Source organism: Caulobacter sp. UNC279MFTsu5.1, assembly GCF_900114015.1.
Lineage (GTDB): Bacteria > Pseudomonadota > Alphaproteobacteria > Caulobacterales > Caulobacteraceae > Caulobacter.
Window position 1 is genome coordinate 98978 of record NZ_FORN01000008.1, and the last position, 19223, is coordinate 118200.

The 19223-nt window shown below is 69.5% G+C and carries 16 protein-coding genes; 6 read left to right on the forward strand and 10 right to left on the reverse strand.

Annotation, left to right across the window (positions count from 1 at the left end; genetic code table 11):
• Window position 1: 1 nt before the first annotated feature.
• Window positions 2-2455, reverse strand: coding sequence for a TonB-dependent siderophore receptor (locus BM066_RS06905; protein ID WP_089925904.1), 2454 nt, complete (start codon window positions 2453-2455; stop codon window positions 2-4).
• A gap of 240 nt (window positions 2456-2695) precedes the next feature.
• On the reverse strand, window positions 2696-2848 hold the full coding sequence (locus BM066_RS26380; protein ID WP_177218397.1) for a hypothetical protein: 153 nt from the start codon (window positions 2846-2848) through the stop codon (window positions 2696-2698).
• Between the two features lie 274 nt (window positions 2849-3122).
• Between BM066_RS26380 and BM066_RS06910 the strand changes: the two genes are divergently transcribed.
• Window positions 3123-4163, forward strand: a complete 1041-nt coding sequence (locus tag BM066_RS06910) for a substrate-binding domain-containing protein (protein ID WP_089925796.1) — start codon at window positions 3123-3125, stop codon at window positions 4161-4163.
• 72 nt (window positions 4164-4235) lie between these two features.
• Here the strand turns inward: BM066_RS06910 and BM066_RS06915 are convergent, their stop codons facing one another.
• The 3 genes from BM066_RS06915 to BM066_RS06925 all read right to left on the reverse strand — a co-directional run bounded on the left by BM066_RS06915 (window position 4236) and on the right by BM066_RS06925 (window position 6984).
• Entirely contained in the window at window positions 4236-4589 is a 354-nt protein-coding gene (locus BM066_RS06915) for a hypothetical protein (protein WP_089925802.1), read from the reverse strand.
• 28 nt (window positions 4590-4617) lie between these two features.
• Window positions 4618-5298, reverse strand: coding sequence for a peptidoglycan L,D-endopeptidase MepK (locus tag BM066_RS06920; protein ID WP_089925806.1), 681 nt, complete (start codon window positions 5296-5298; stop codon window positions 4618-4620).
• Between the two features lie 180 nt (window positions 5299-5478).
• A complete protein-coding gene (locus BM066_RS06925; RefSeq protein ID WP_089925907.1) occupies window positions 5479-6984 on the reverse strand; it encodes a L,D-transpeptidase family protein in 1506 nt (501 codons plus the stop codon).
• Window positions 6985-7203: 219 nt separating this feature from the next.
• Here BM066_RS06925 and BM066_RS06930 point away from each other — a divergent pair, with 219 nt between their 5' ends.
• The 4 genes from BM066_RS06930 (at window position 7204) to BM066_RS06945 (ending at window position 13590) form a co-directional block, all read left to right on the forward strand.
• The gene (locus BM066_RS06930; protein WP_089925809.1) at window positions 7204-8268 is read left to right on the forward strand and encodes a glycosyltransferase family 4 protein; all 1065 of its coding nucleotides are present in this window, start codon (window positions 7204-7206) and stop codon (window positions 8266-8268) included.
• 126 nt (window positions 8269-8394) lie between these two features.
• Window positions 8395-10554: an amylo-alpha-1,6-glucosidase gene (locus BM066_RS06935; RefSeq protein ID WP_089925812.1), complete on the forward strand. Its 2160-nt coding sequence runs from the start codon at window positions 8395-8397 to the stop codon at window positions 10552-10554.
• Window positions 10555-10717: 163 nt separating this feature from the next.
• Window positions 10718-12514 (forward strand): glycoside hydrolase family 15 protein, encoded by a 1797-nt coding sequence (locus BM066_RS06940; RefSeq protein ID WP_089925815.1) that lies wholly within the window; start codon window positions 10718-10720, stop codon window positions 12512-12514.
• A 65-nt stretch (window positions 12515-12579) separates the two neighbouring features.
• Window positions 12580-13590, forward strand: coding sequence for an acyltransferase family protein (locus tag BM066_RS06945; protein WP_089925818.1), 1011 nt, complete (start codon window positions 12580-12582; stop codon window positions 13588-13590).
• A 7-nt stretch (window positions 13591-13597) separates the two neighbouring features.
• Here the strand turns inward: BM066_RS06945 and BM066_RS06950 are convergent, their stop codons facing one another.
• Window positions 13598-14515 carry an alpha/beta fold hydrolase gene (locus tag BM066_RS06950; protein WP_089925821.1) on the reverse strand — a complete coding sequence of 306 codons (918 nt, stop codon included), beginning with the start codon at window positions 14513-14515 and terminating at the stop codon, window positions 13598-13600.
• A 113-nt stretch (window positions 14516-14628) separates the two neighbouring features.
• On the opposite strand from BM066_RS06950, the gene BM066_RS06955 reads away from it, so the two are divergent.
• The gene (locus BM066_RS06955) at window positions 14629-15105 is read left to right on the forward strand and encodes a hypothetical protein (protein ID WP_089925824.1); all 477 of its coding nucleotides are present in this window, start codon (window positions 14629-14631) and stop codon (window positions 15103-15105) included.
• 201 nt (window positions 15106-15306) lie between these two features.
• Here the strand turns inward: BM066_RS06955 and BM066_RS06960 are convergent, their stop codons facing one another.
• The 4 genes from BM066_RS06960 to BM066_RS06975 form a co-directional block, all read right to left on the reverse strand.
• Complete coding sequence (locus tag BM066_RS06960; RefSeq protein ID WP_089925829.1) at window positions 15307-16140, reverse strand: non-homologous end joining protein Ku; 834 nt, start codon at window positions 16138-16140, stop codon at window positions 15307-15309.
• 31 nt (window positions 16141-16171) lie between these two features.
• Window positions 16172-17620, reverse strand: a complete 1449-nt coding sequence (locus BM066_RS06965; protein ID WP_089925833.1) for an alpha,alpha-trehalose-phosphate synthase (UDP-forming) — start codon at window positions 17618-17620, stop codon at window positions 16172-16174.
• Window positions 17617-18396 (reverse strand): trehalose-phosphatase, encoded by a 780-nt coding sequence (gene otsB, locus BM066_RS06970; RefSeq protein ID WP_026176398.1) that lies wholly within the window; start codon window positions 18394-18396, stop codon window positions 17617-17619. The genes BM066_RS06965 and otsB overlap by 4 nt, the downstream gene beginning before the upstream one ends.
• Window positions 18397-18532: 136 nt before the next feature.
• Window positions 18533-19222 (reverse strand): virulence factor, encoded by a 690-nt coding sequence (locus BM066_RS06975; protein ID WP_255367504.1) that lies wholly within the window; start codon window positions 19220-19222, stop codon window positions 18533-18535.
• Between the last annotated feature and the right edge of the window lies 1 nt (window position 19223).

Below are 19223 nucleotides of genomic sequence, written 5' to 3' on the forward strand. Positions count from 1 at the left end.
ACTAGAACTTGCGCGACAGGGTCACGCGCCACTCGCGGCCCTTGCTGGGCAGCGCGCCGAGGTTGGCGTAGCTGTCGGCGTCGGGCGTGAAGTAGAGCTTGTCGAACAGGTTATCGATGTTGGCCGTCACCGTGTACGGCCCGTACTCGTAGTAGGCCGAGGCGTTGGCGACATAGTAGGCCGGATAGGTCACGGCGTTCTGCACCGTGCCCGCGGTCTTGGTCACGTGGGTGACGCCCAGCGTGGCGCCGACCTTGCCCCAGTCGTGGTCGTCGCTGGTGTAGGCGCCGTACAGGCTGACCACCGATTTCGGGATCAGAGTGTAGTCGTAGTCGCCGGCCCGACCCGGCAGGCCGCTGAACGCCCAGACCACATAGGTGCCGCCGAACGCCTGCGAGCCCGGCACGCCGGCGGTGTAGGCCGGGATGTACTGGAACGAGTTGTCCGGCCCCTTGACCGTGGTGTGCTGGCTGTTGCCCGAGAAGGTGAAGCTGAAGTTCTCGCTGGCCAGCCAGCGAACCTCCAGCTCCACGCCCTTGGCGCGGGTGCCGGTCGGCGTGCCGGTGATGCCGGTCAGCTGGGTGCGGTTCTGGCGGTAGCCGGCCAGCGAGCCGACCAGCGTACCCTTCAGCCACTGGAACTTGACCCCGGCCTCGGCCAGGTCGCTGTTCGACAGCCAGGCGTCGCTGGCGTCGGCCACCAGGCTGGCGGCCACGTCGCCGGCCTGGCTCATCTCCAGCGCCGAGGCCTTGGCGTAGGTGATGTAGGGCATCACCCCGCCCGGGGCCTTGTAGGTGGCGCTGGCGGTGTAGGTGAACTTGTCCTTGCCGGCCTTCTGCTCGCCGGCGACCTGGTAGCTGAGCGCGCCGGTGTCGTGCGAAGTGACGTCGTAGTCGTCCCAGCGGCCGCCCAGCATCAGGTTCAGCTTCTCGGCGACCGTGACGTCGGTCATGAAGAACAGGCCCTTCTGGCTCCAGTCGGACTTGTTGTCGTTCTCCCATGCCAGGCCCAGCACGCCTGAGCCGGTCTCGGTCGAGAACGGGCTGTCGATGATGTCGGTGGCCGTGGCCCCGAAGCTGATGTCGCGGCGGTCCAGGGCGATCACGCCGCTGTTGTAGCTTTCGCGCCGGCGGCCCGAGAAGTCGCGGTACGAGGCGCCGACGAACGACTTGGCCTTGACCGCGCCGTCCATGAATTCGTTGGCGAAGTCGTAGGTGACGCGGGCTTCCCAGACCGAGCTCTTGAACCAGGCCGGATAGCCGTACGAGACGAAGCGCTTGTTCTCCTGGTCGTCGTAGAACAGCTGGGCCTTGATCGTGCTGTCGGGCGACAGGGCCTTGGCCAGGTCGAAATACAGGGTGTTGGTGTCGGTCTTAGAGAAGTCGGCCGGGCTGATATAGACCGTGCGCGGCGACAGCTTCACCGTGCCCACCCCGGCGTCCAGCACGTGGGCGGCGTTGGTGTTGTAGAAGCCGTAGTACGGGATGTAGAGCGGGTTGAAGGTCGGGTCGTAATAGTACGGATTGGCGCCGTTGCCGCTGATCTCGTTCAGGGTCATGCGGCCGTTGCCGTCGCTGTCGACCAAGGTGGTGTCGCGACCGGTGGTGTAGGTCCCGTGATCGATCAGGCCCTGGGTCAGGCGGTTCCAGCCCGGCGTCTGCACGTCGCCGTCCGAGTGGTACTTCATGCCGCCGAACGCCGTGGTCCAGCCGCCGCCCAGGTCGAAGTCGGCCGAGAGCTCGCCGGTCTGGCGGCGCGGATAGATCCCCTTGTAGAAGCTGTGGCTGTCCTCGACCTCGCCATAGGCGTAGACGCCGCCGGTCACGGGACCCAGGTTCACCGGCAGGCCGATCTGGGCCGTGGCGTTCTTGCGATTGTACGAGCCGTAGGTGGCGGTGACCTCGCCGGTCGGCTCGCTGAGATAGCCGCCCTCGTTCTTGCCCGACTTGGGGATGAAGTTGAGCATGCCGCCCACCTTGCCCGAGCCGTAGATCGGGGTCGGCGGGCCGCGCACGATCTGGATCTGGTCGGCCGCGCCGATCGGGGTGGAATAGGTGCCGCGGTTCTCGATGCGCTTGAAGCCACGGAAATAGTTCTCGGCCAGGGTGCCGCGGATGTTCAGCGCGCCGGGCACGCCGTAGAAGCTGGCGGTGTAGGTGCCTGGAGACACGGCGGTCAGGCCGTCGATGGTCTCGATGCCGTAGCGCTGCAGGGTGGTGTCGCTGACGAAGCTGGCCGAGCGCGGCGTCTCCAGCAGCGGCTTGTCGAGGCCGAACACGGTGTTGTTGGGCCGGGTCTCCAGCAGTCCCGCCTTGTCGCGCGCCTTGACCACGATCTCGTCGACGGCGGTCGAGGCGTCGGCCGGATCGGCGGCGAAGGCGGGCGACGCGGCGACGGACAGGGCGAGCAGAACAGCGACGGAAGATCCCGCCATCAAAAGCCGTTGGTTCGACATGACGTCCTCGTTCGAGGCCGTCGCGCCCATCACCCGCGGTGATTATCCCCAGGACGACGCCTCTTGAGAACCAGCATCGCCCAGTCGCCGCCGGCTGGCCGGATCGGTCTCTGACATTTTGAACGAAATGTCTCAGCCGCCCGGTTCTTGCTCAGTCGCCGGCCCCTTTCGCCCGGCGGGGGTCAAGAAACTTGATCCACCGCGCACAAGGCGCCGCCAAAAGCGTCGGGCGCGGGGCGGTCAGCGCGCGCTGGTGTCGATCCAGACGACGTCGCCGCGATCCCGGTCGCGGAGCCAGGGCACGGCCTTGGCGGCGTCCCAGGCGGCGGTGATCAGGCCGCCGGTGACGACGCACAGGAAGGCCAGGCTGCGGAGCTTGGCGAAAGCGGACATGAAACGACACCTCCCGCCTGGAATGATGCGGGGCCGAGGGTTGCCGCTTGGTTGACCGGGCCATGACCGGCGGCGCGACCGTCTGACGCGCCCCGAAGGCCCGGCGCCGGCCATGGGAGCGGGCGCCGGGCTTGGCGGGGATGAGAGCCAGCGATCGTCCGTGGACGGATTCTGTCGCAAATCTGTCGCCAAACTGTGACAAATGACGGCGGCACAGGACGTACAGTTCGTTCGCTCCCTCGTTCTCGTCCCTTCGAAAGTAGGAATGTCCCCCATGAAGACCCTGCTCGGAGCCACCGCAGCGCTCGGCCTGCTGGCCGGCGCGTCCAGCGCCCACGCCGCCCGCGACTATGTCTGGGCCGCCGGCTCGTCGACCGTGTTCCCGTTCGCCACCCGCACCGCCGAGAACTTCGCCAAGAAGACCGGCAAGAAGTCGCCCAAGATCGAGAGCCTGGGCACTGGCGGCGGCATCAAGATGTTCTGCGGCGGCATGGGCGAGAAGTTCCCCGACATCGCCAACGCCTCGCGCCCGATGAAGAAGTCCGAGTTCGAGGCCTGCAAGGCCAAGGGCGTCAACAACATCGTCGAGCTGAAGGTCGGCTTCGACGGCATCGTCGTGGCCATGGACAAGTCCTCGCCGGACTACAGCTTCAAGGTCGAGCACCTGTTTCTGGGCCTGGGCCAGACCGTGCTGCGCGGCGGTCAGTTCGTGGCCAATCCCTACAAGACCTGGAAGGACGTCGGCGCCGGCCTGCCGGCCAACCGCATCCTGGTCTACGGGCCGCCGCCCACCTCGGGCACCCGCGACGCCTTCGTCGAGCTGGCCATCGAGGCCGGCGCCAAGAAGTTCCCGACCGCCAAGGCCCTGGCCGAGAAGGACGAGAAGGGCTTCAAGGCCAAGGTCGACCCGCTGCGCACCGACGGCGCCTGGGTCGACGCCGGCGAGAACGACAACGCCATCGTCGGCACCATCGAGAAGACCCCGGGCGCCCTGGGCGTGTTCGGCTACAGCTTCCTCGAGGAGAACGGCAACCGTATCAAGGGCGCGGCCGTCAACGGCGTGAAACCCTCGGCCCAGACGATCGCCAGCGGCCAGTACCCGCTGTCGCGCTCGCTCTACATCTACGTCAAGAAGGACCAGGTCGGGGTGACCCCGGGCCTAAAGGAGTTCATCGCCGAGTTCGTGTCCGACTCCGCGACCGGCCGGGGCGGCTACCTGCAGGGCCGCGGCCTGATCCCCCTGCCCCCGGCCCAGCACGAGGCCATGAAGGCCGCCGCCGGCAAGCTGCCGCCGATGGCCGCGCCGAAGTCGTAGGGCTTTCGGTCAGGGCACATGGAAACGGCCCCGGAGCGATCTGGGGCCGTTTTTCATTGCCATAGGGTGAAATCAGTTCGTCGGATGCTCGTCGCCCGCCCGCGAGGTCATGCCCGCGGCGGCGGCGTCGTCGGCCATCTGGGCGTCGACCGGCGGGGGTTCAACGGCGGCGGCGGGGGCCGGGACGGTGGCGACCGGCGGCGGCGCTTCGGGCCTGGGCGCGGCGGCGACCGGGGTGCGCCGGGCGGCGGCCGTGGCGGCCGCGTCGTCGGCGGCCGTGCGGATCTCGGCCGGCCCCTGTTCGTAGCCGCGGTCGAAATTCATGGTGGACGCCATCAGCAGCACGCCGGCGGTGGCGATGGCCCCGACCAGGGCCCCCAGGAGAATCCATCCGAACGGGTTGCTGTGGCGTTCGGCCTTGGCCATCCGGGCTTTCCTCTGATCTTCGGCCCTCTTAGGAGCCGACCCAACGTCGGACGGGTCCGACGTCGACGTGGACGAAGTTGCTGACGGGGTAATAACCCACGCCGCCGCGTCCGAGATCCAGGGCCGCGGCCCGCAGTCGATCCAGAGCGACGTCCTCCAGATAGACATCCATGGCCTTGCCGTCCATGTGCAGGCTGCGTTTGGCGACCTGGCCGCTGCGTTCGTGCAACATGGCGTTGGTCGTGGGCGAGCGGTAGCCGGAGATCACCTGGAAGTGCGCCTTGGTCTCGGTCTTCTGGGCCAGGGCCGACAGGGTGTCGAACAGCTCCGGATGCATCGAATAGACGTCGCCGGTGCGGTAATCGCGCAGCACCTTGTCCAGGGCCTGGACGGCGTCGGGCACGTATTCGCCCTTGTCGAAATAGACCGCTTCCAGCTTTTCCTGGGTATGGACGTTGTGCAGCTTCAGCCAGCGGGGGGCATGGGAGACGGCGGAGGTCCGGGCGATCGGCGCCGCGACGGGCGGGGCGGCCGCGGCCGGGAGGCCTTCCGCGGGCAAGCCTTCGGGAAGGTCGGACTGACTCTGGAGAAGATCGCCGATCGGATCGGAGACTCCCAGTTTCGACTGCGCGAAGGCCGCCATCGGCCCGACCGCGCTGGCGCCGAGCACGCCGAGGCCAAGCCCCAACAGCTTGCGTCGTTCGATCATCGTTACGCTTCCCCGGACTGACCTTGCGAGACGCCGGAAGGCCGGACCGCCGCACTTGGCGACCCTCTCGCGAGCACTAAAACGCCAGAGTCTTTACGAAACGGCCACGGTCTTCCGAACGGAAGACCAGCCGAAACGAAAGGCTGCTGCCCGGAAAGAGGCCTTACGCGGCGCCGTGGGTCAAGCTGAGCTAGGGGCTCCTGCGGCGATACGCTGCACCAGCACCGTGTCCCAGCCGTACGGGTCGTCGCGGAAGTTCATCTGCCCGTCTGGGGTCATATAGGCCGTCCAGTAGAGCAGAAATACGGCGATGGGCTGGGCCAGCGGCGCGCGCACGGTCTTGCCCGCCGCCAGGATGGCGTCGACCACGTCTGGCTGCCAATCGGGGCTGGAGGCCAGGAGCTGCTTGGCCAGGGGGATCGGCTTTTCCAGCCGCACGCAGCCGTGGCTGGCCAGGCGGCTGAAGCTGGCGAACTTCGAGCGGCTGGGCGTGTCGTGCAGATAGACGCCGTAGGGATTGTCGAAGTCGAACTTCACCAGGCCCAGGGCGGCCTTGGGCCCGGCCTTCTGCTGCAGCCGCGAGGTCCCCTCGCCCGTCGAGATGACGATGAAGTCGTTGCGGGCCAGATAGCCGGGGTGGGCCCGTTCCTTGGGCCACAGCTCCTTGGCGGCGATCGACGACGGCACGTTCCACGGCGGATTGAGCACGATCGAGTGGATCGTCGACTGCAGCATCGGCGTCTCGTCGCCCGGTCGGCCGGTCACCGCCCGCATGGTCAGGTTCGGGGCGTCGTTGTGGAAGACGCTCATCACCGCGGCGGCGATGTTGACCTGGATGCGGTCGGCCGGCAACTCCTGGGGCAGCCAGCGCCAGCGCTCCATATTGGCCAGGATCTGGTCGATCCGGCGCTCCACGGGCACGTTCAGCGCCGCCAGGGTGGCCGGGCCCAGGCCGCCGTCGGGATTGAGGCCGAAGCGCTTCTGGGCGCGCATCAGGGCCTGCTGCAGGGCCGCGTCGAACACCGAGGCCCGATCGACGGCCACCGTCGTGTCCTCGACCGCCAGCCGGGCCTCAAGGGCCGCGATGCGCGGATCACCGGTCGCGCCCAGCTTCAGCGGCGCGCCTGGCGGCAAGGCCTTCCAGCCGCCGACCGCGGCGATGTCGCGATAGGTCGCCAGGCCCTTTCGCAAGGTCTGGTAGCCGGTATAGGGCGGCGGCAGGCTGTCCAGCCACGGCCCCAGGCGGTCCTGGGCGGCGGCCTGAACGAAGTCGGGGCCCGGATCGTAGGGCCCGGGGCGCAGACCCCAGTCGCCGAGGAAGGCGTCCGGCGCCAGGCGGCCGGTGCGCACGGCCCTGGCGTAGCGCAGGGTCAGGTCGATCAGCCGGGCCTGGGCGCCTTGGCGCGTGGGGGCGTCTCGGGCGCTCAGCGACGGCAGCAGCGCGTCGGGCGCGAAGGCGTCGGCCTCGAAGCCGTGGGTGTAGGCCTGCCCCAGGGTCCGCAGCAGCAGCTCGACCTGGTCGGACCGCAGCACCACGCTGGTCGGCGACGGCGGGGCCGGCTGCTGCGGCGCCCGCTGCGGGGCCCGCACCAGGGGCGGATTCTGGATCTGCGCGACGGCCGAGGAAACCGAGAGAAGAGAGACCGCGCCGCCAAGCAGTGCGTCACGTTTGGTCCAGGACTTGATCACCGTCGAAAGGTCTCGCCGCACGTTCGCGCGCGGCCAGTCCGCGCGCCCTCAAATGGCCGTTGCGATCCGGGCTCGTCAACGCCCGTGTCGTGGAAGGCCAACGGTTCAGAGTACTTATGGTTCTTTATTTCGGATGCGGAACCTTAACGCCACACTGGCGGTTTGATCCGACGTCGGGGCGTGCTGTCACGCCCTTTCAGCGTCAGGATTTCGTCGATGAGGATCGCCCAGGTTCCGCCCCTGTACGAAGCCGTCCCGCCGCGGTTCTACGGCGGCACCGAACGAGTCGTCGCCCACCTCACCGACGCCCTGGTCGACCTGGGCCATGACGTCACCCTGTTCGCCTCCGGCGACGCCCGCACCAAGGCCGAGCTGGTGGTCGTGCGCGACCAGGCCATGCGCCTCGATCCGGCCCCGCTCAAGTCGGACCTGGCCGCCCACCTGGCCATGCTGGCCGAGGTCCGTCGCCAGGCCCATCGCTTCGACGTCCTCCACTTCCACACCGACATGATCCAGTTCCCGATGTTCGAGGACATGGCCGGCAAGACCCTGACCACCCTGCACGGGCGGCTGGATCTGAAGGACCTGGCGGGCGTCTATCGCCGCTGGCCGCAGTTTCCGCTGGTCTCGATCTCGGACGATCAGAGACGTCCCCTGCCCTTCGCCAATTGGGCCGGCACGGTGCTGCACGGCATGGCCGAGGAGATCTACGATTTCCGTCCGAAATCCGAGGGTTACCTGGCTTTCCTCGGCCGCATCTCGCCCGAGAAGGGCCCCGACCGCGCCATCGCCATCGCCAAGCGCCTGGGCAAGAGGCTGAAGATCGCCGCCAAGATCGACGCCGCCGACCGCGCCTATTTCCATGAAGAGGTCGAGCATCTGATGGACCATCCGCTGATCGAGTTCATCGGCGAGATCGGCGACCACCAGAAGTCCGACTTCCTGGGCGGCGCCGACGCCCTGCTGTTCCCCATCGCCTGGCCCGAGCCGTTCGGCCTGGTGATGATCGAGGCCATGGCCTGCGGCACGCCGGTGATCGCCTACAACTACGGCTCGGTGCCCGAAGTGATCGAGGACGGTCTGACGGGCTTCATCGTCCGGGGCGAGGACGAGGCGGTGGCCGCGGCGCGGCGCCTGGGCGAGCTCGACCGCCTTCAGATCCGCCGCCGGTTCGAGACCCGGTTCTCGGCGGTCGCCATGGCGCGTCGCTATCTGGCGCTCTATGATCGGCTGGAGAACGCGTCCGCGCCGCCGCGCCTGACGCTGGCCCAAAGCGCCTGACCGCGGCCCCGCGCGCGACGGCCGCGTCGCGGACATGATCAGGCCGTAAGAAGTCTGGGACCCGCCCGCCGCGGATGCGCGACGCGGCGAGTTTGCGAGGGACCTCAGCGCAAGGGGCCGAACGACATGGACGATCTCACACTAGGCCCGACCCCGAGCGGCGCCGTCGAACAGGGCGAAACCGGCGAGCCGCGCGTCCCCTACCGGCTGTTCGCGCTGAAGGACAAGGACACCTTCCTGGTGGCCGACGCGTTCGGCGACGTGCTGGGCGCGGCCGATGGCCTGTTCCACGACGACACCCGCCTGCTGTCGCGGCTGCGCCTGCTGCTCGGCAACCGCTCGCCGGCCCTGCTGAGCGCGGCGGTGTCGCAGGACAACGTGTTCTTCACCTCGCACTCGACCAACGAGCCCCTGCCCGCCCTGGGCGGGGCGGCGGCGCCGCACGGCGCGATCCATGTCGAGCGCAAGCGGTTCCTGTGGGACCAGCGGCTCTACGAGCGCCTGCGCTTCGTCAACTACAGCCGCGACATGGTGATCCTGCCGGTCGGCCTGGAATACGACGCCGATTTCCACGACATGTTCGAAGTGCGCGGCTCCAAGCGCCCGGCCCGCGGCCGGGTCCTACCCGCCGAGACCAACGGCCGCTCGGTGACCTACGCCTATGACGGCTTGGACGGCGTGCGCCGCAACAGCATCATCTCGTTCTCCGAGCCGCCCGGACGCCTGGGTCCACAGCGCGCCGACTTCATGTTCATGCTGACGCCCGAGACCCATTTCGACCTCTATATCGAGGTGGGGGGCGAGCCCGCCCAGCCGCCGACGCGCGAGCGGTGGCGGGCGGCGGCGGCGCGGGCCCGGATCGACATGCGCAACCGCCGACGGCGCGGCGCGCGGCTGCATAGCTCGGGCCGGCTGTTCAACGACTGGCTGGAGAAGTCGCGGGCCGACCTTGCCCTGCTGACCACCCAGTTCGCCACCGGCCCCTACCCCTATGCCGGCATCCCCTGGTTCTCGACGCCGTTCGGCCGCGACGCGATCATCACCGCCTGGCAGGTGCTGTGGATCGAGCCTGGCTTGGCCAAGGGCGTGCTGGGCTACCTGGCCGAACACCAGGCCGCGGAGGTCAGCGCCTTCCGCGACAGCGCGCCGGGCAAGATCATGCACGAGACGCGCAAGGGCGAGATGACCGCCCTGGGCGAGCTGCCGTTCGGCCGCTACTACGGCGGGGTCGACACCACGCCGCTGTTCGTGGCCCTGGCCTGCGCCTACGCCGAACGCACCGGCGACCTCGACTTCATCGAAAGCCTGTGGGAGCCGCTGATGGCGGCCATCGCCTGGATCGAGCATTTCGGCGACAGCGACGGCGACGGCCTGATCGACTACGCCCGCGGCCTGGACTCCGGCCTGTCGAACCAGAACTGGAAGGACAGTGAGGACAGCGTCTTCCACGAGGACGGCAAGTTCCCCGACGGTCCGATCGCCGTGGTCGAGGTCCAGGGCTACGCCTTCGCCGCCTTCAAGGGCATGGCGGACCTGGCCGAGCGGCGCGGCGATCCCGAGAACGCCGAGCGCTGGCGCGCCAAGGCCGAGCACCTGCGCATCGAGGTCGAGACCAAGTTCTGGATGGAGGACAAGGGCTTCTACGCCATGGCCGTCGACGGCCACGGCCAGCCCTGCCGGGTGCGCGGCTCCAATCCCGGCCACCTGCTGTTCTGCGGCCTGCCCACGCCCGAGCGCGCCGAAAAGGTGGCCGACGCCCTGCTGTCGGCCGCGTTCCACAACGGTTTCGGGGTGCGGACCCTGGCCCAGGGCGAGCCGCGCTTCAATCCGATGAGCTATCACAACGGTTCGGTCTGGCCGCACGACACGGCGATCTGCGCCATGGGCCTGGCCCGCTACGGCCATCGCGACGGGGTGGTCGATATGACCTCGGGCCTGTTCGAGACCGCCGCCCACTACGAGATGCGCCTGCCCGAGCTGTTCTGCGGCTTCCCGCGCCAGCCGGGCGAGCCGCCGGTGGCCTATCCGGTGGCGTGCCTGCCCCAGGCCTGGGCGGCCGGCTCGGCCTTCATGATGCTGCAGGCCTGCCTGGGGATCACCATCGACGGCTGGCGCGGCGAGGTGCACCTGTCCGACCCGCGCCTGCCGATCGGCATCGACCATCTGCAGGTCGACGGCCTGAAGATCGGCGAGGCGTGCACGGACATCACCTTCGAACACGTCGGCGCCAATGTGGCGGCCCACACCAGCAAGCACTCGCCGGTGCCGATCCTGATCAGGCGGTGACTTTCATACCGCTCATCCCGGCGAATGCCGGGACCCAGATGGCAAGGCCGAGCGTCGGTTCCATGAACTCGGCGCTCCTCCAGCCAGCCTCTCGGCTCTGGGATCTGGGTCCCGGCATTCGCCGGGATGAGCGGGTCTAGAATTGAACGCGGAGAAATACGCAATGCCGCAGAACCTCGACCTCTTCCCGATCGGAAACTGCGCCGTCAGCGCCCTGATCGACCGCTGCGGGCGGTTCGTCTGGGCCTGCGCGCCCCGCATCGATTCCGACCCGGTGTTCAGCGCGCTGCTGGGCGGGTTGGAGCCCGGCGATCCCGCCGCCAAGGGGACCTGGGAGGTCGTGGTCGACGGGGCCGCGACCGTCGAACAGGACTATCTGCGCAACACCCCGATCCTGCGCACGGTGATCACCGACGGCGACGGGGCCAGCGTCGAGGTCATCGACTTCGCCCCCCGCTACCAGCAGTACGGGCGCAGCTTCCGGCCCACCGCCTTCATCCGCCTGATCCGCCCGCTGGCCAGCGTGGCGCGGATCACCATCCGCCTGCGCCCCACCGCCGACTGGGGCGCGCGGGCGGCCGAGACCACGCACGGCTCCAACCACATCCGCTTCGTGTGCTCGGACATGACCCTGCGCCTGTCCACCGACGGGCCGGTGTCGCATGTGCTGGAGGAACGCACGTTCCGGCTGGAAAAGCCGATCGCCATGTATCTGGGCGCCGACGAGGGCTTCAACGCCGACATCGGGGCCACCTGCAACCGCATGCTCCAGCAGACCCTGGAATACTGGATGGACTGGGTGCGGGGCCTGGCCGTGCCGCTGGACTACCAGAGCGCGGTGATCCGCTCGGCCATCACCCTGAAGCTCTGCATGCATGAGGAGACCGGGGCCATCGTCGCGGCCATGACCACCTCGATCCCCGAGCACGCCGACAGCGGCCGCAACTGGGACTACCGCTACTGCTGGCTGCGCGACGCCTATTACGTGGTCCAGGCCCTGAACCGCCTGGGCGCGGTCGACATCCTGGAGAACTATCTGGGCTATCTGCGCAACATCGTCGACCGGGCGGCGGGCGGGCATATCCAGCCGCTGTTCGGGGTGGGGTTCGAGCCGCAGCTGACCGAGCGCTTCGCCCCCGCCCTGGCCGGCTATCGCGGCATGGGGCCGGTGCGGATCGGCAACCAGGCGTTCGAGCACCAGCAGCACGACGTCTACGGCCAGATCATCCTGTCGACCGTCCAGGCCTTCTTCGACGAGCGCCTGCTGCGGCCCGGCACGGTCGAGGACTTCCACAGCCTGGAGCCGGTCGGCGAGCGAGCCTTCCAACTGCACGACCAGCCCGACGCCAGCCTGTGGGAGTTCCGCGGCCGGGCCAATGTCCACACCTATTCGGCGGTGATGTGCTGGGCGGCCTGCGACCGACTGGGCAACGCCGCCGCCCGCCTGGGCCTGGACGACCGCGCCGACTTCTGGAACGAGCGCGCCGCCCGGGTGCGGCAGACCATCGACAAGCGGGCCTGGAACGAGGACCTGGGCCGCTTCGCCGCCACCTTCGAGGGCGACGAGCTGGACGCCAGCCTGCTGCAGCTGGTCGACCTGCGCTTCATCGAGGCCAAGGACCCGCGCAACGTCGCCACCGTCGCCGCGATCGAGGCCGGCCTGCGCAAGGGCTCCTACCTGCTGCGCTACGCCATCCCCGACGACTTCGGCGCCCCGCAGACGGCGTTCAACATCTGCACCTTCTGGCTGGTCGAGGCGCTATACCTGGCCGGCCGGATCGAGGAGGCGCGCGCGCTGTTCGAAGAGATGCTGGAGCGCCGCACCACCGCCGGCCTGCTGTCGGAGGACATCGGCTTCGCGGACGGCGAGCTGTGGGGCAACTATCCGCAGACCTATTCGCTGGTCGGGCTGATCAACTGCGCGGTGCTGCTGAGCCGGCCGTGGACGTCGGTGCGTTAGGCCTCTCCCAGCGGGAAAGGGGTTCAGACTTGCGGAACCCGCCGCGATCCTGAAAGAACCGAGGCGTGACGGAACACAGGACACAACGCCTCGCCGCCCTGGACGGCCTGCGGGCGGTGGCGGCGCTGGGGGTGCTGCTGTACCACGTCGCCGACTGGTCGGGCCGGCCGGGCCGCTTCGCGCACGGCTATCTGGCGGTGGATTTCTTCTTCTGCCTCAGCGGCTTCGTCCTGGCCCACGCGTTCGAGCGGCGCGAGATCGGCTGGCCGGCCTATCTGTGGATCCGGATCGTGCGGATCTGGCCGCTGCTGGTGCTGTCGACGCTGATCGGCGCGGTCCTGACCTCTCGCCACAGCCCGCCCTTCTGGCCCAACCTGGCGCGCGGCCTGCTGCTGATCCCCCGCCTGGGCCATCCGGCCGAATGGACCTTTCCCACCCTCTTCCCGTTCAATCCGCCGGCCTGGTCGCTGTGCCTGGAAGTGATTGTCAGCGCCCTGTGGTTCCCGCTGCGGCGGGCGCCCGACCTGGTGGCGGCGGGGATCGTCTTCTGCGGCGGCGCGGTCATGGCCTGGGTCGCCCTGGGCCTGAACGGGGTCGAGACCGGCTGGGACCAGGCGACCTTCTGGCTGGGCGTGGTGCGGGCGACCTTCAGCTTCGGCCTGGGCTGGCTGGGCTGGCGCTACCGGGCCCTGGCGCCGCGGCCGCGCCTGTGGCTGCCGGCCGCCGTCCTGCTGGCGGTGCTGGTCATGCCGCTGGCGCCGGTCCGGCCCTGGAACGGGCTCTACGACTTCGCCTGCGTGGCGGTGCTGTTCCCTCTGCTGGTGCTGGTCGGCGCCCACGACCCCAAGGGCGCGGCCGGCGCCCTGTGCCGGACGACGGGCGACGTCTCCTACCCGCTCTACGCGCTGCACTGGGCGACCTGGGCGGTGATGTTGCGGCTCTATCCCGACGGCTGGCGGAGCGTGCTGCCGGTGTGGTTCGCCGCGCTGGCCGTGGTCGTCGCGCCGGCCGTGGCCTGGGTCGCGTTCCGGCTCTACGACGCGCCAGTGCGGCGGTGGTTGCGGCGCCGCGCCTGAGGTCCCTTCAGCACCGCGTCACCCCCGTTTCCGGACGCTCGCCGGCCAGCCAGTCCACCGCCGCGACCACCTCGCCGCGCTGGGCGTCGAGGATCGAGGTGTGGCTGGCCGCGACGTCGACGACCAGCGCGCGGCAGGCGCGAGCGGCCGGAGCGACCTCGGCGGCGCGCCAGGCGCGGGCCAGGGGCTTGTCGGGCGTCCGAGTGGCGACGACCGCCGCCACCGGGATGGCCGGGCTCAGCGGCGGCAGGGCGTCGACGGCGGCCAGGCCCGGCAGGAAGGCCCGCTCCTCCTCCAGCCCCGCCCGGATGCTGTTCCGCCCCGTCCAGGCCCTGCGTCGTCGGGCCTCCGCCTCGGCGGCCGGCGAGATGTCGTCCATCAGCGGGACCAGGCGGGTCAGGCCGACGGCGCGGGCGAACGGCGTGAAGCCGGCCAACCGCGCCTCGCGCTTCAGGTCGGCCATGGCCAGCGGCTGGTCCTGGACGTCGGTCCCCACCGCGTCGACCAGCACCAGCCCCGCCGTCCGCGCGGGCCACAGGCGGGCGAAGGCCTCGACATAGAGCCCGCCGTTCGAATGTCCGCCCAGGATCACCGGCGCGTCGCCCTCCTCCGCCGCCACCAAGGCGCCCAGCCGCCTGGCGACGGCGACCGGGGAGCGGTCCAGGTCGTGCATCGCCGCCAGGCCGATGCCGTCGCGGTCATAGGCGCAGACCTTGCCTTTCGTCGCCAGGTCGCCGGCCACCAGCGACCAGTCGGCCGCCCCGCCGAACGCCCCGGCCTCGAGGATCACGGTCGGGCGCGCGGTCTTCCGGCCCTGGCACTCCAGCCCGCCGCCGGCGACGCCGGCCGCATCCAGCCCGCCCCGTGTCGCGCATCCGGCCAGCAGCAGCAGCAGGGCCGCCAACAGGACGGTCTTCGGTTTCATCAGGCGTTCCTAGTTGCGGTCGGGCGAAAATGTAAGCGGTTTCGCCCGTCGAACCCGGCGTGACGAACCGGGCCGATAATGCTCTGTTGCCCGCCGACACGTCGCGAGGATCCATGCCGACAAGCCTTCTGATCACCGGCCTGCTGGCCGCCGCCTCGCCCGAACCCGCCGCCCCCGATCCGCTGGCCTATTTCGAAGGCGCCTGGACCTGCGCCGGCCACTTCGAGCCGTCGAAGAAACCCCTGGCCTCGGAGATGGTCTTCCGCCGCGATCCCGACACCGGCGCCCTGCTGAAGCAGCATCGCGACGCGGCGCCCGGAATCTACAAGGCGGCCGAGACCTGGAGCTTCTCCCGGGTCGCCGGCGGTTTCCGCGCCACCGTCGCCGACGGCTACAACGGCCTGCGCTGGTACGCCTCGCCGGGCTGGGAAGGCGATCGCTGGACCTGGAGCCGCCAGGGGGCGGGCGAGCCGGCCGAGCAGTTCGTCTACAGCCGCACCGCGCCGGCGCGGATGACCGTGGACTGGATGATCTCGCGGGCCGGTGCGCCGATCGTCCTGGGCGACACCCTGGCCTGCACGAAGGCCTAGAAGACGGGGACCGGCCTGCTCCTGGCATTCGGGGGCGGCAGACATTAAGGACCGTTTTCGGCCTACGCGGTGCGTCCTTTGAGGCTCGCTCTTGGCTCGCACCTCAGGATGAGGCGCTTTGTTGCTGAAATCCTCATCCTGAGACGCCTCCGCGGGAGGCCTCGAAGGACGCAGGGCGGTTCCCGCTCGCGACTGCCTCCCCTACGACGCCTTCTTGCGCGCCGCGGGCTTCTTGGTGGGCGGCTTCTTGGCCGCGCCCGGCCTGTGGCCCAGGCTCTTGCGCAGGGCCTCCATCAGGTCGACGACGTTGGTGTTCTCCGGCTCCTCGACCGTCACCTTGGCCTTGCCGCCCTTTTCCTTCTGCTTGATCAGGGCTCGCAGGGCGTCCTCGTAGCGGTCCTTGAACTGGCTGGGGTCGAACGGGCCTTCCTGCTGCTCGATGATCTTCTCGGCGATGGCCACCATCTGCGGGTCGGCCTTCCTGTCGGGGATGTCGTCGAACAGCTCGGCCGCGTCGCGCACCTCGTCGTGGCTGCGCAGGGTGTAGGCGACCAGGCCGTTGTCGCGCGGTTCGATGGCCAGCAGCCGCTCGCGCGTGTGCATGACCACCCGGCCCAGGGCGATCTTGCCCGCCCCGGCCATGGCGTCGCGGATCACGGTGTAGGCGTCCACCGCCAGCTTGCCGTCCGGCACCAGGAAATAGGGATTGTCCCAGTACAATCGGTCGATGTCGTCAGCGTCGACGAAGCGCTCGATGTCGATGGTGCGGGTGCTTTCCAGCCGCACGCTCTCGATCTCCTCGGGCGTCAGGATCACGTAGTGGTCCTTCTCGTACTCGTAGCCCTTGACCAGGTCGGCGCGGTCGACCGGACCCAGGTCCGGGTCGGTGGCCACCATCTTGATGCGGTTGTGGGTCTTGGGGTGCAGCAGGTTGAACCGCACCTCGCCGCCGGGACTGACGGCCGTGTACATCGCCACCGGGCAGGTGACGAGCGACAGCCGCAAGTGGCCTTGCCAAGTGGGACGCGCCGCCATGGGAATGCCCTTTCCTAAAAACCGCCCAGTCCTACCCCCTCCCGCCGGCCCGAACCGTCAGGGCGGGCGGGAGGGTGAACGTCGGCCGGGCCAGCGCCGGGGCCGGGGTCGGTTCGCGCAGGTGGGCCACGAAGTCGTCGCGCCAGGCCGTGACGTCCTGGCGGGTGACGTTGTCGATCAGGCTCTCGAAGCGCCGCCGGCGTTCGTCGACATCCATGTTCAGCGCCCGGGTCAGGGCGTCGGAGATCTCTTCGGGGCTGTTGGGGTTGATGATCAGCGCCTCCTTCATCTGCCGCGCGGCGCCGGCGAAGCGCGACAGGATCAGCACGCCGGGATCCCAGGGGGCCTGCGAGGCGACATACTCCTTGGCCACCAGGTTCATGCCGTCGCGCAGGGGCGTGACCAGGGCGGCCTTGGAGGCGCGATAGACCCCGGCCAGCTCGTCGCGGCGATAGCTGCGATTGAGGTAGCGGATCGGGTTGTAGTCCATGTCGGCATAGGCGCCGTTGATCCGGCCGATCAGGCCGTCCAGCCGCGCGCGCAGGTCCTGGTAGGCCTCGACCTCGTCGCGCGAGATCGGAGCGATCTGCAGCAGCATGACCTCGCGACGCGCGTCGGGATTGTCGTGCAGGAAGCGCTCGAAGCCGATCAGCCGCTCCTCCAGCCCCTTGGAATAGTCCAGGCGGTCGACGCCCACGACCATCTTGCGGAACACGCTGTGGGCCATCAGCCGGTCATAGACGCGGGTGGCGCGGGCGCTGTCCTTGATGCGGGCGAAGTCCTCGGCGTCGATGCCGATCGGGAAGGCCGCGACCTTGGTGACCTGGCCGAAGGCGGTCAGCCGCCCGTCCTCGGTGCGCTCGCCGCCCACCTCGTTGAACACATAGCCCTCGAAGGCCTGGACGCTTTCCTCGGTCTGGAAGCCGACCAGATCGTAGTGGAACAGCGCCTCGACCAGGGGCCGGTGGCGCGGCAGGGTCACGACCAGTTGGTGGGCCGGCCAGGGGATGTGCAGGAAGAAGCCGATGCGGTTGGTCACGCCCAGCCGCCGCAGCTCCCGCGCCATCGGGATCAGGTGGTAGTCGTGCACCCAGATGATGTCGTCGGGCTCGATCAGCGGCAGCAGGGTCTCGGCGAAGCGTCTGTTGACCCGGTCGTAGCCCTCGCCGAACGAGCGGTCGTAGGCGGTCAGATCGACGCGATAGTGGAACAGCGGCCACAGGGTCTTGTTGGCGTAGCCGTTGTAATATTCCTGGTAGTCGCCCTCCTCGAGGTCGACCGTGGCCACGGTGACGCCGTCGGCCTTCTGCATGTTCAGCTGGCCGGTGAACTCGGTGGTGGTCCTACCGCTCCAGCCGAACCAGATGCCGGAATATTCCCGCAGGGCGGCGGCCAGGGCCATGGCCAGGCCCCCGACGCTCTCCTCGCCCTTGCCGGTGGGCGGATTGACGCGGTTGGAGACGACGATCAGGCGACTCATGCGGCGGCCCTTCCGATTGAGGCGCTCAACCAGTCGAGCACGGCGTTGCAGTCGTTCAGGCGATAGGACGCCTGGGTGGGACGGTGGGGCGGGCCGACCAGCACGCCGTAGCCGCCCAGGCGGGCGGCGGCGGCGAAGCCGTCCTCGTCGGTCAGGTCGTCGCCGACGAACACCGGGATCGCGCCGTCGAACGGCGGCTCGCGCAGGAAGGCCGAAACCGCCTTGCCCTTGTCCTGGCCGGGCGTGCGCAGCTCAGCGACCATGTCGCCCAGCTGCAGCGCCAGGTCCGAGGACCGCGCCAGCCGCTCGGCCGCCTCGATCACCGCGTCGGCGGCCGAGGGCGCGTTGCGATAGTGCAGGGCGACGCTGAGGGTCTTGTCCTCGAACAGCAGGCCCCTGTCGCCGCGCGCCAGGTCGCGCAGCACGTCGCGGGCGTGGTCGAGGTCGGGATGCGGCTGGACGCGGTCGACGCCATGGCCGCCGCGGCGCACCAGGCCGTGGACGGCGGCGATGAACTTCACCCGCTCTTCCAGGATGCGGTCGACATCCTCCAGCGCGCGGCCGCTGACCACCGCCAGCCGGCCGTCCAGCACACGCGACAGGGCGTCGAGCAGCGCCGCGCGGCGAGCGTCGGGCCCCACCTGTTCGGGGCGGGGCATGATGGGGGCCAGGGTTCCGTCAAGATCGAGAAACAGCGCCGCGCGAGGCGGCAAGGCGGCTGGTGGTGGCGGCAAATCGCTCGGCGCATGCCGAACGACTGACCCGAACGCGGTCATGGCGAGAAGGCCCTCTCCGATGATTACAGGCCTTTGAAACGCGCGTTGGCGGGGTTTCGATCCCCTGGAAAGCGGCCGGGCGGAGTCACGATGCGCTCACGCGGATGTGCGTGGACGCCTGCCGCCCTTGAAAATCTTAGAGCGCGGCGGCCTTCAGCACCGCCTGGCCCAGACCCGCATAGTCACCGTCGAAATGGTGGCCGCCGTGCAGCCGGACCTGGCGGATCGTGGCCGCCGGCAGGGTCGGACAGATGTCCAGCCGCTCCTTGTCGCCATAGATGCAGGTCATCGGCAGGCCCTTCAGCGCCTCGACCGCCGGGGCCACGGCGAAAGAGTCGGCCGTCGCGCGGTTCAGCCAGCTGGCGGGATGGAAGGTCAGGTCGCCGTGCGGGCCGGTCCCGATCAGCACCAGCCCCTTGATTTGGCCGCGCAGGTCGGCCGGCAGCAACGGCACGATGGCCGGCAGGGCGTCGGCCCCGAACGAATAGCCGATCAGCACGATCTTCTGCCGGCCCCACTGGGCCTGATGCCGGCGCAGCTGGTCGGCCAGGTCGTCGGCCACGGCCTGGGGCGGGCGCCTGGCCAGGAAATAGCGCAGCGAATTGACGCCCAGCACCGGCACGCCGTCGGCGGCCAGCACCTTGGCCACGCCCTCGTCCAGAGGACCCCAGCCCCCGTCGCCCGAATAGAGTACGGCCAGGGCGTCGCCCGGGGCGGCGGCCGGCGTCTCGATCAGGCGCGGCGCGACCACGGCGGCCTCGGCGACCCCGGCAAAGGCCAGGCCGAGGACGGCGGCGAGGGTCAGCAGGCGGGCGCGCGGGCTCATG

Coding starts and splice junctions, on each gene's coding strand:
- BM066_RS06905 (WP_089925904.1), bottom strand. CDS start 2,455: ATGTCGAACCAACGGCTTTTGATGGCGGGATCTTCCGTCGCTGTTCTG.
- BM066_RS26380 (WP_177218397.1), bottom strand. CDS start 2,848: ATGTCCGCTTTCGCCAAGCTCCGCAGCCTGGCCTTCCTGTGCGTCGTC.
- BM066_RS06910 (WP_089925796.1), top strand. CDS start 3,123: ATGAAGACCCTGCTCGGAGCCACCGCAGCGCTCGGCCTGCTGGCCGGC.
- BM066_RS06915 (WP_089925802.1), bottom strand. CDS start 4,589: ATGGCCAAGGCCGAACGCCACAGCAACCCGTTCGGATGGATTCTCCTG.
- BM066_RS06920 (WP_089925806.1), bottom strand. CDS start 5,298: ATGATCGAACGACGCAAGCTGTTGGGGCTTGGCCTCGGCGTGCTCGGC.
- BM066_RS06930 (WP_089925809.1), top strand. CDS start 7,204: ATGAGGATCGCCCAGGTTCCGCCCCTGTACGAAGCCGTCCCGCCGCGG.
- BM066_RS06935 (WP_089925812.1), top strand. CDS start 8,395: ATGGACGATCTCACACTAGGCCCGACCCCGAGCGGCGCCGTCGAACAG.
- BM066_RS06940 (WP_089925815.1), top strand. CDS start 10,718: ATGCCGCAGAACCTCGACCTCTTCCCGATCGGAAACTGCGCCGTCAGC.
- BM066_RS06950 (WP_089925821.1), bottom strand. CDS start 14,515: ATGAAACCGAAGACCGTCCTGTTGGCGGCCCTGCTGCTGCTGCTGGCC.
- BM066_RS06955 (WP_089925824.1), top strand. CDS start 14,629: ATGCCGACAAGCCTTCTGATCACCGGCCTGCTGGCCGCCGCCTCGCCC.
- BM066_RS06960 (WP_089925829.1), bottom strand. CDS start 16,140: ATGGCGGCGCGTCCCACTTGGCAAGGCCACTTGCGGCTGTCGCTCGTC.
- BM066_RS06965 (WP_089925833.1), bottom strand. CDS start 17,620: ATGAGTCGCCTGATCGTCGTCTCCAACCGCGTCAATCCGCCCACCGGC.
- otsB (WP_026176398.1), bottom strand. CDS start 18,396: ATGACCGCGTTCGGGTCAGTCGTTCGGCATGCGCCGAGCGATTTGCCG.
- BM066_RS06975 (WP_255367504.1), bottom strand. CDS start 19,222: ATGAGCCCGCGCGCCCGCCTGCTGACCCTCGCCGCCGTCCTCGGCCTG.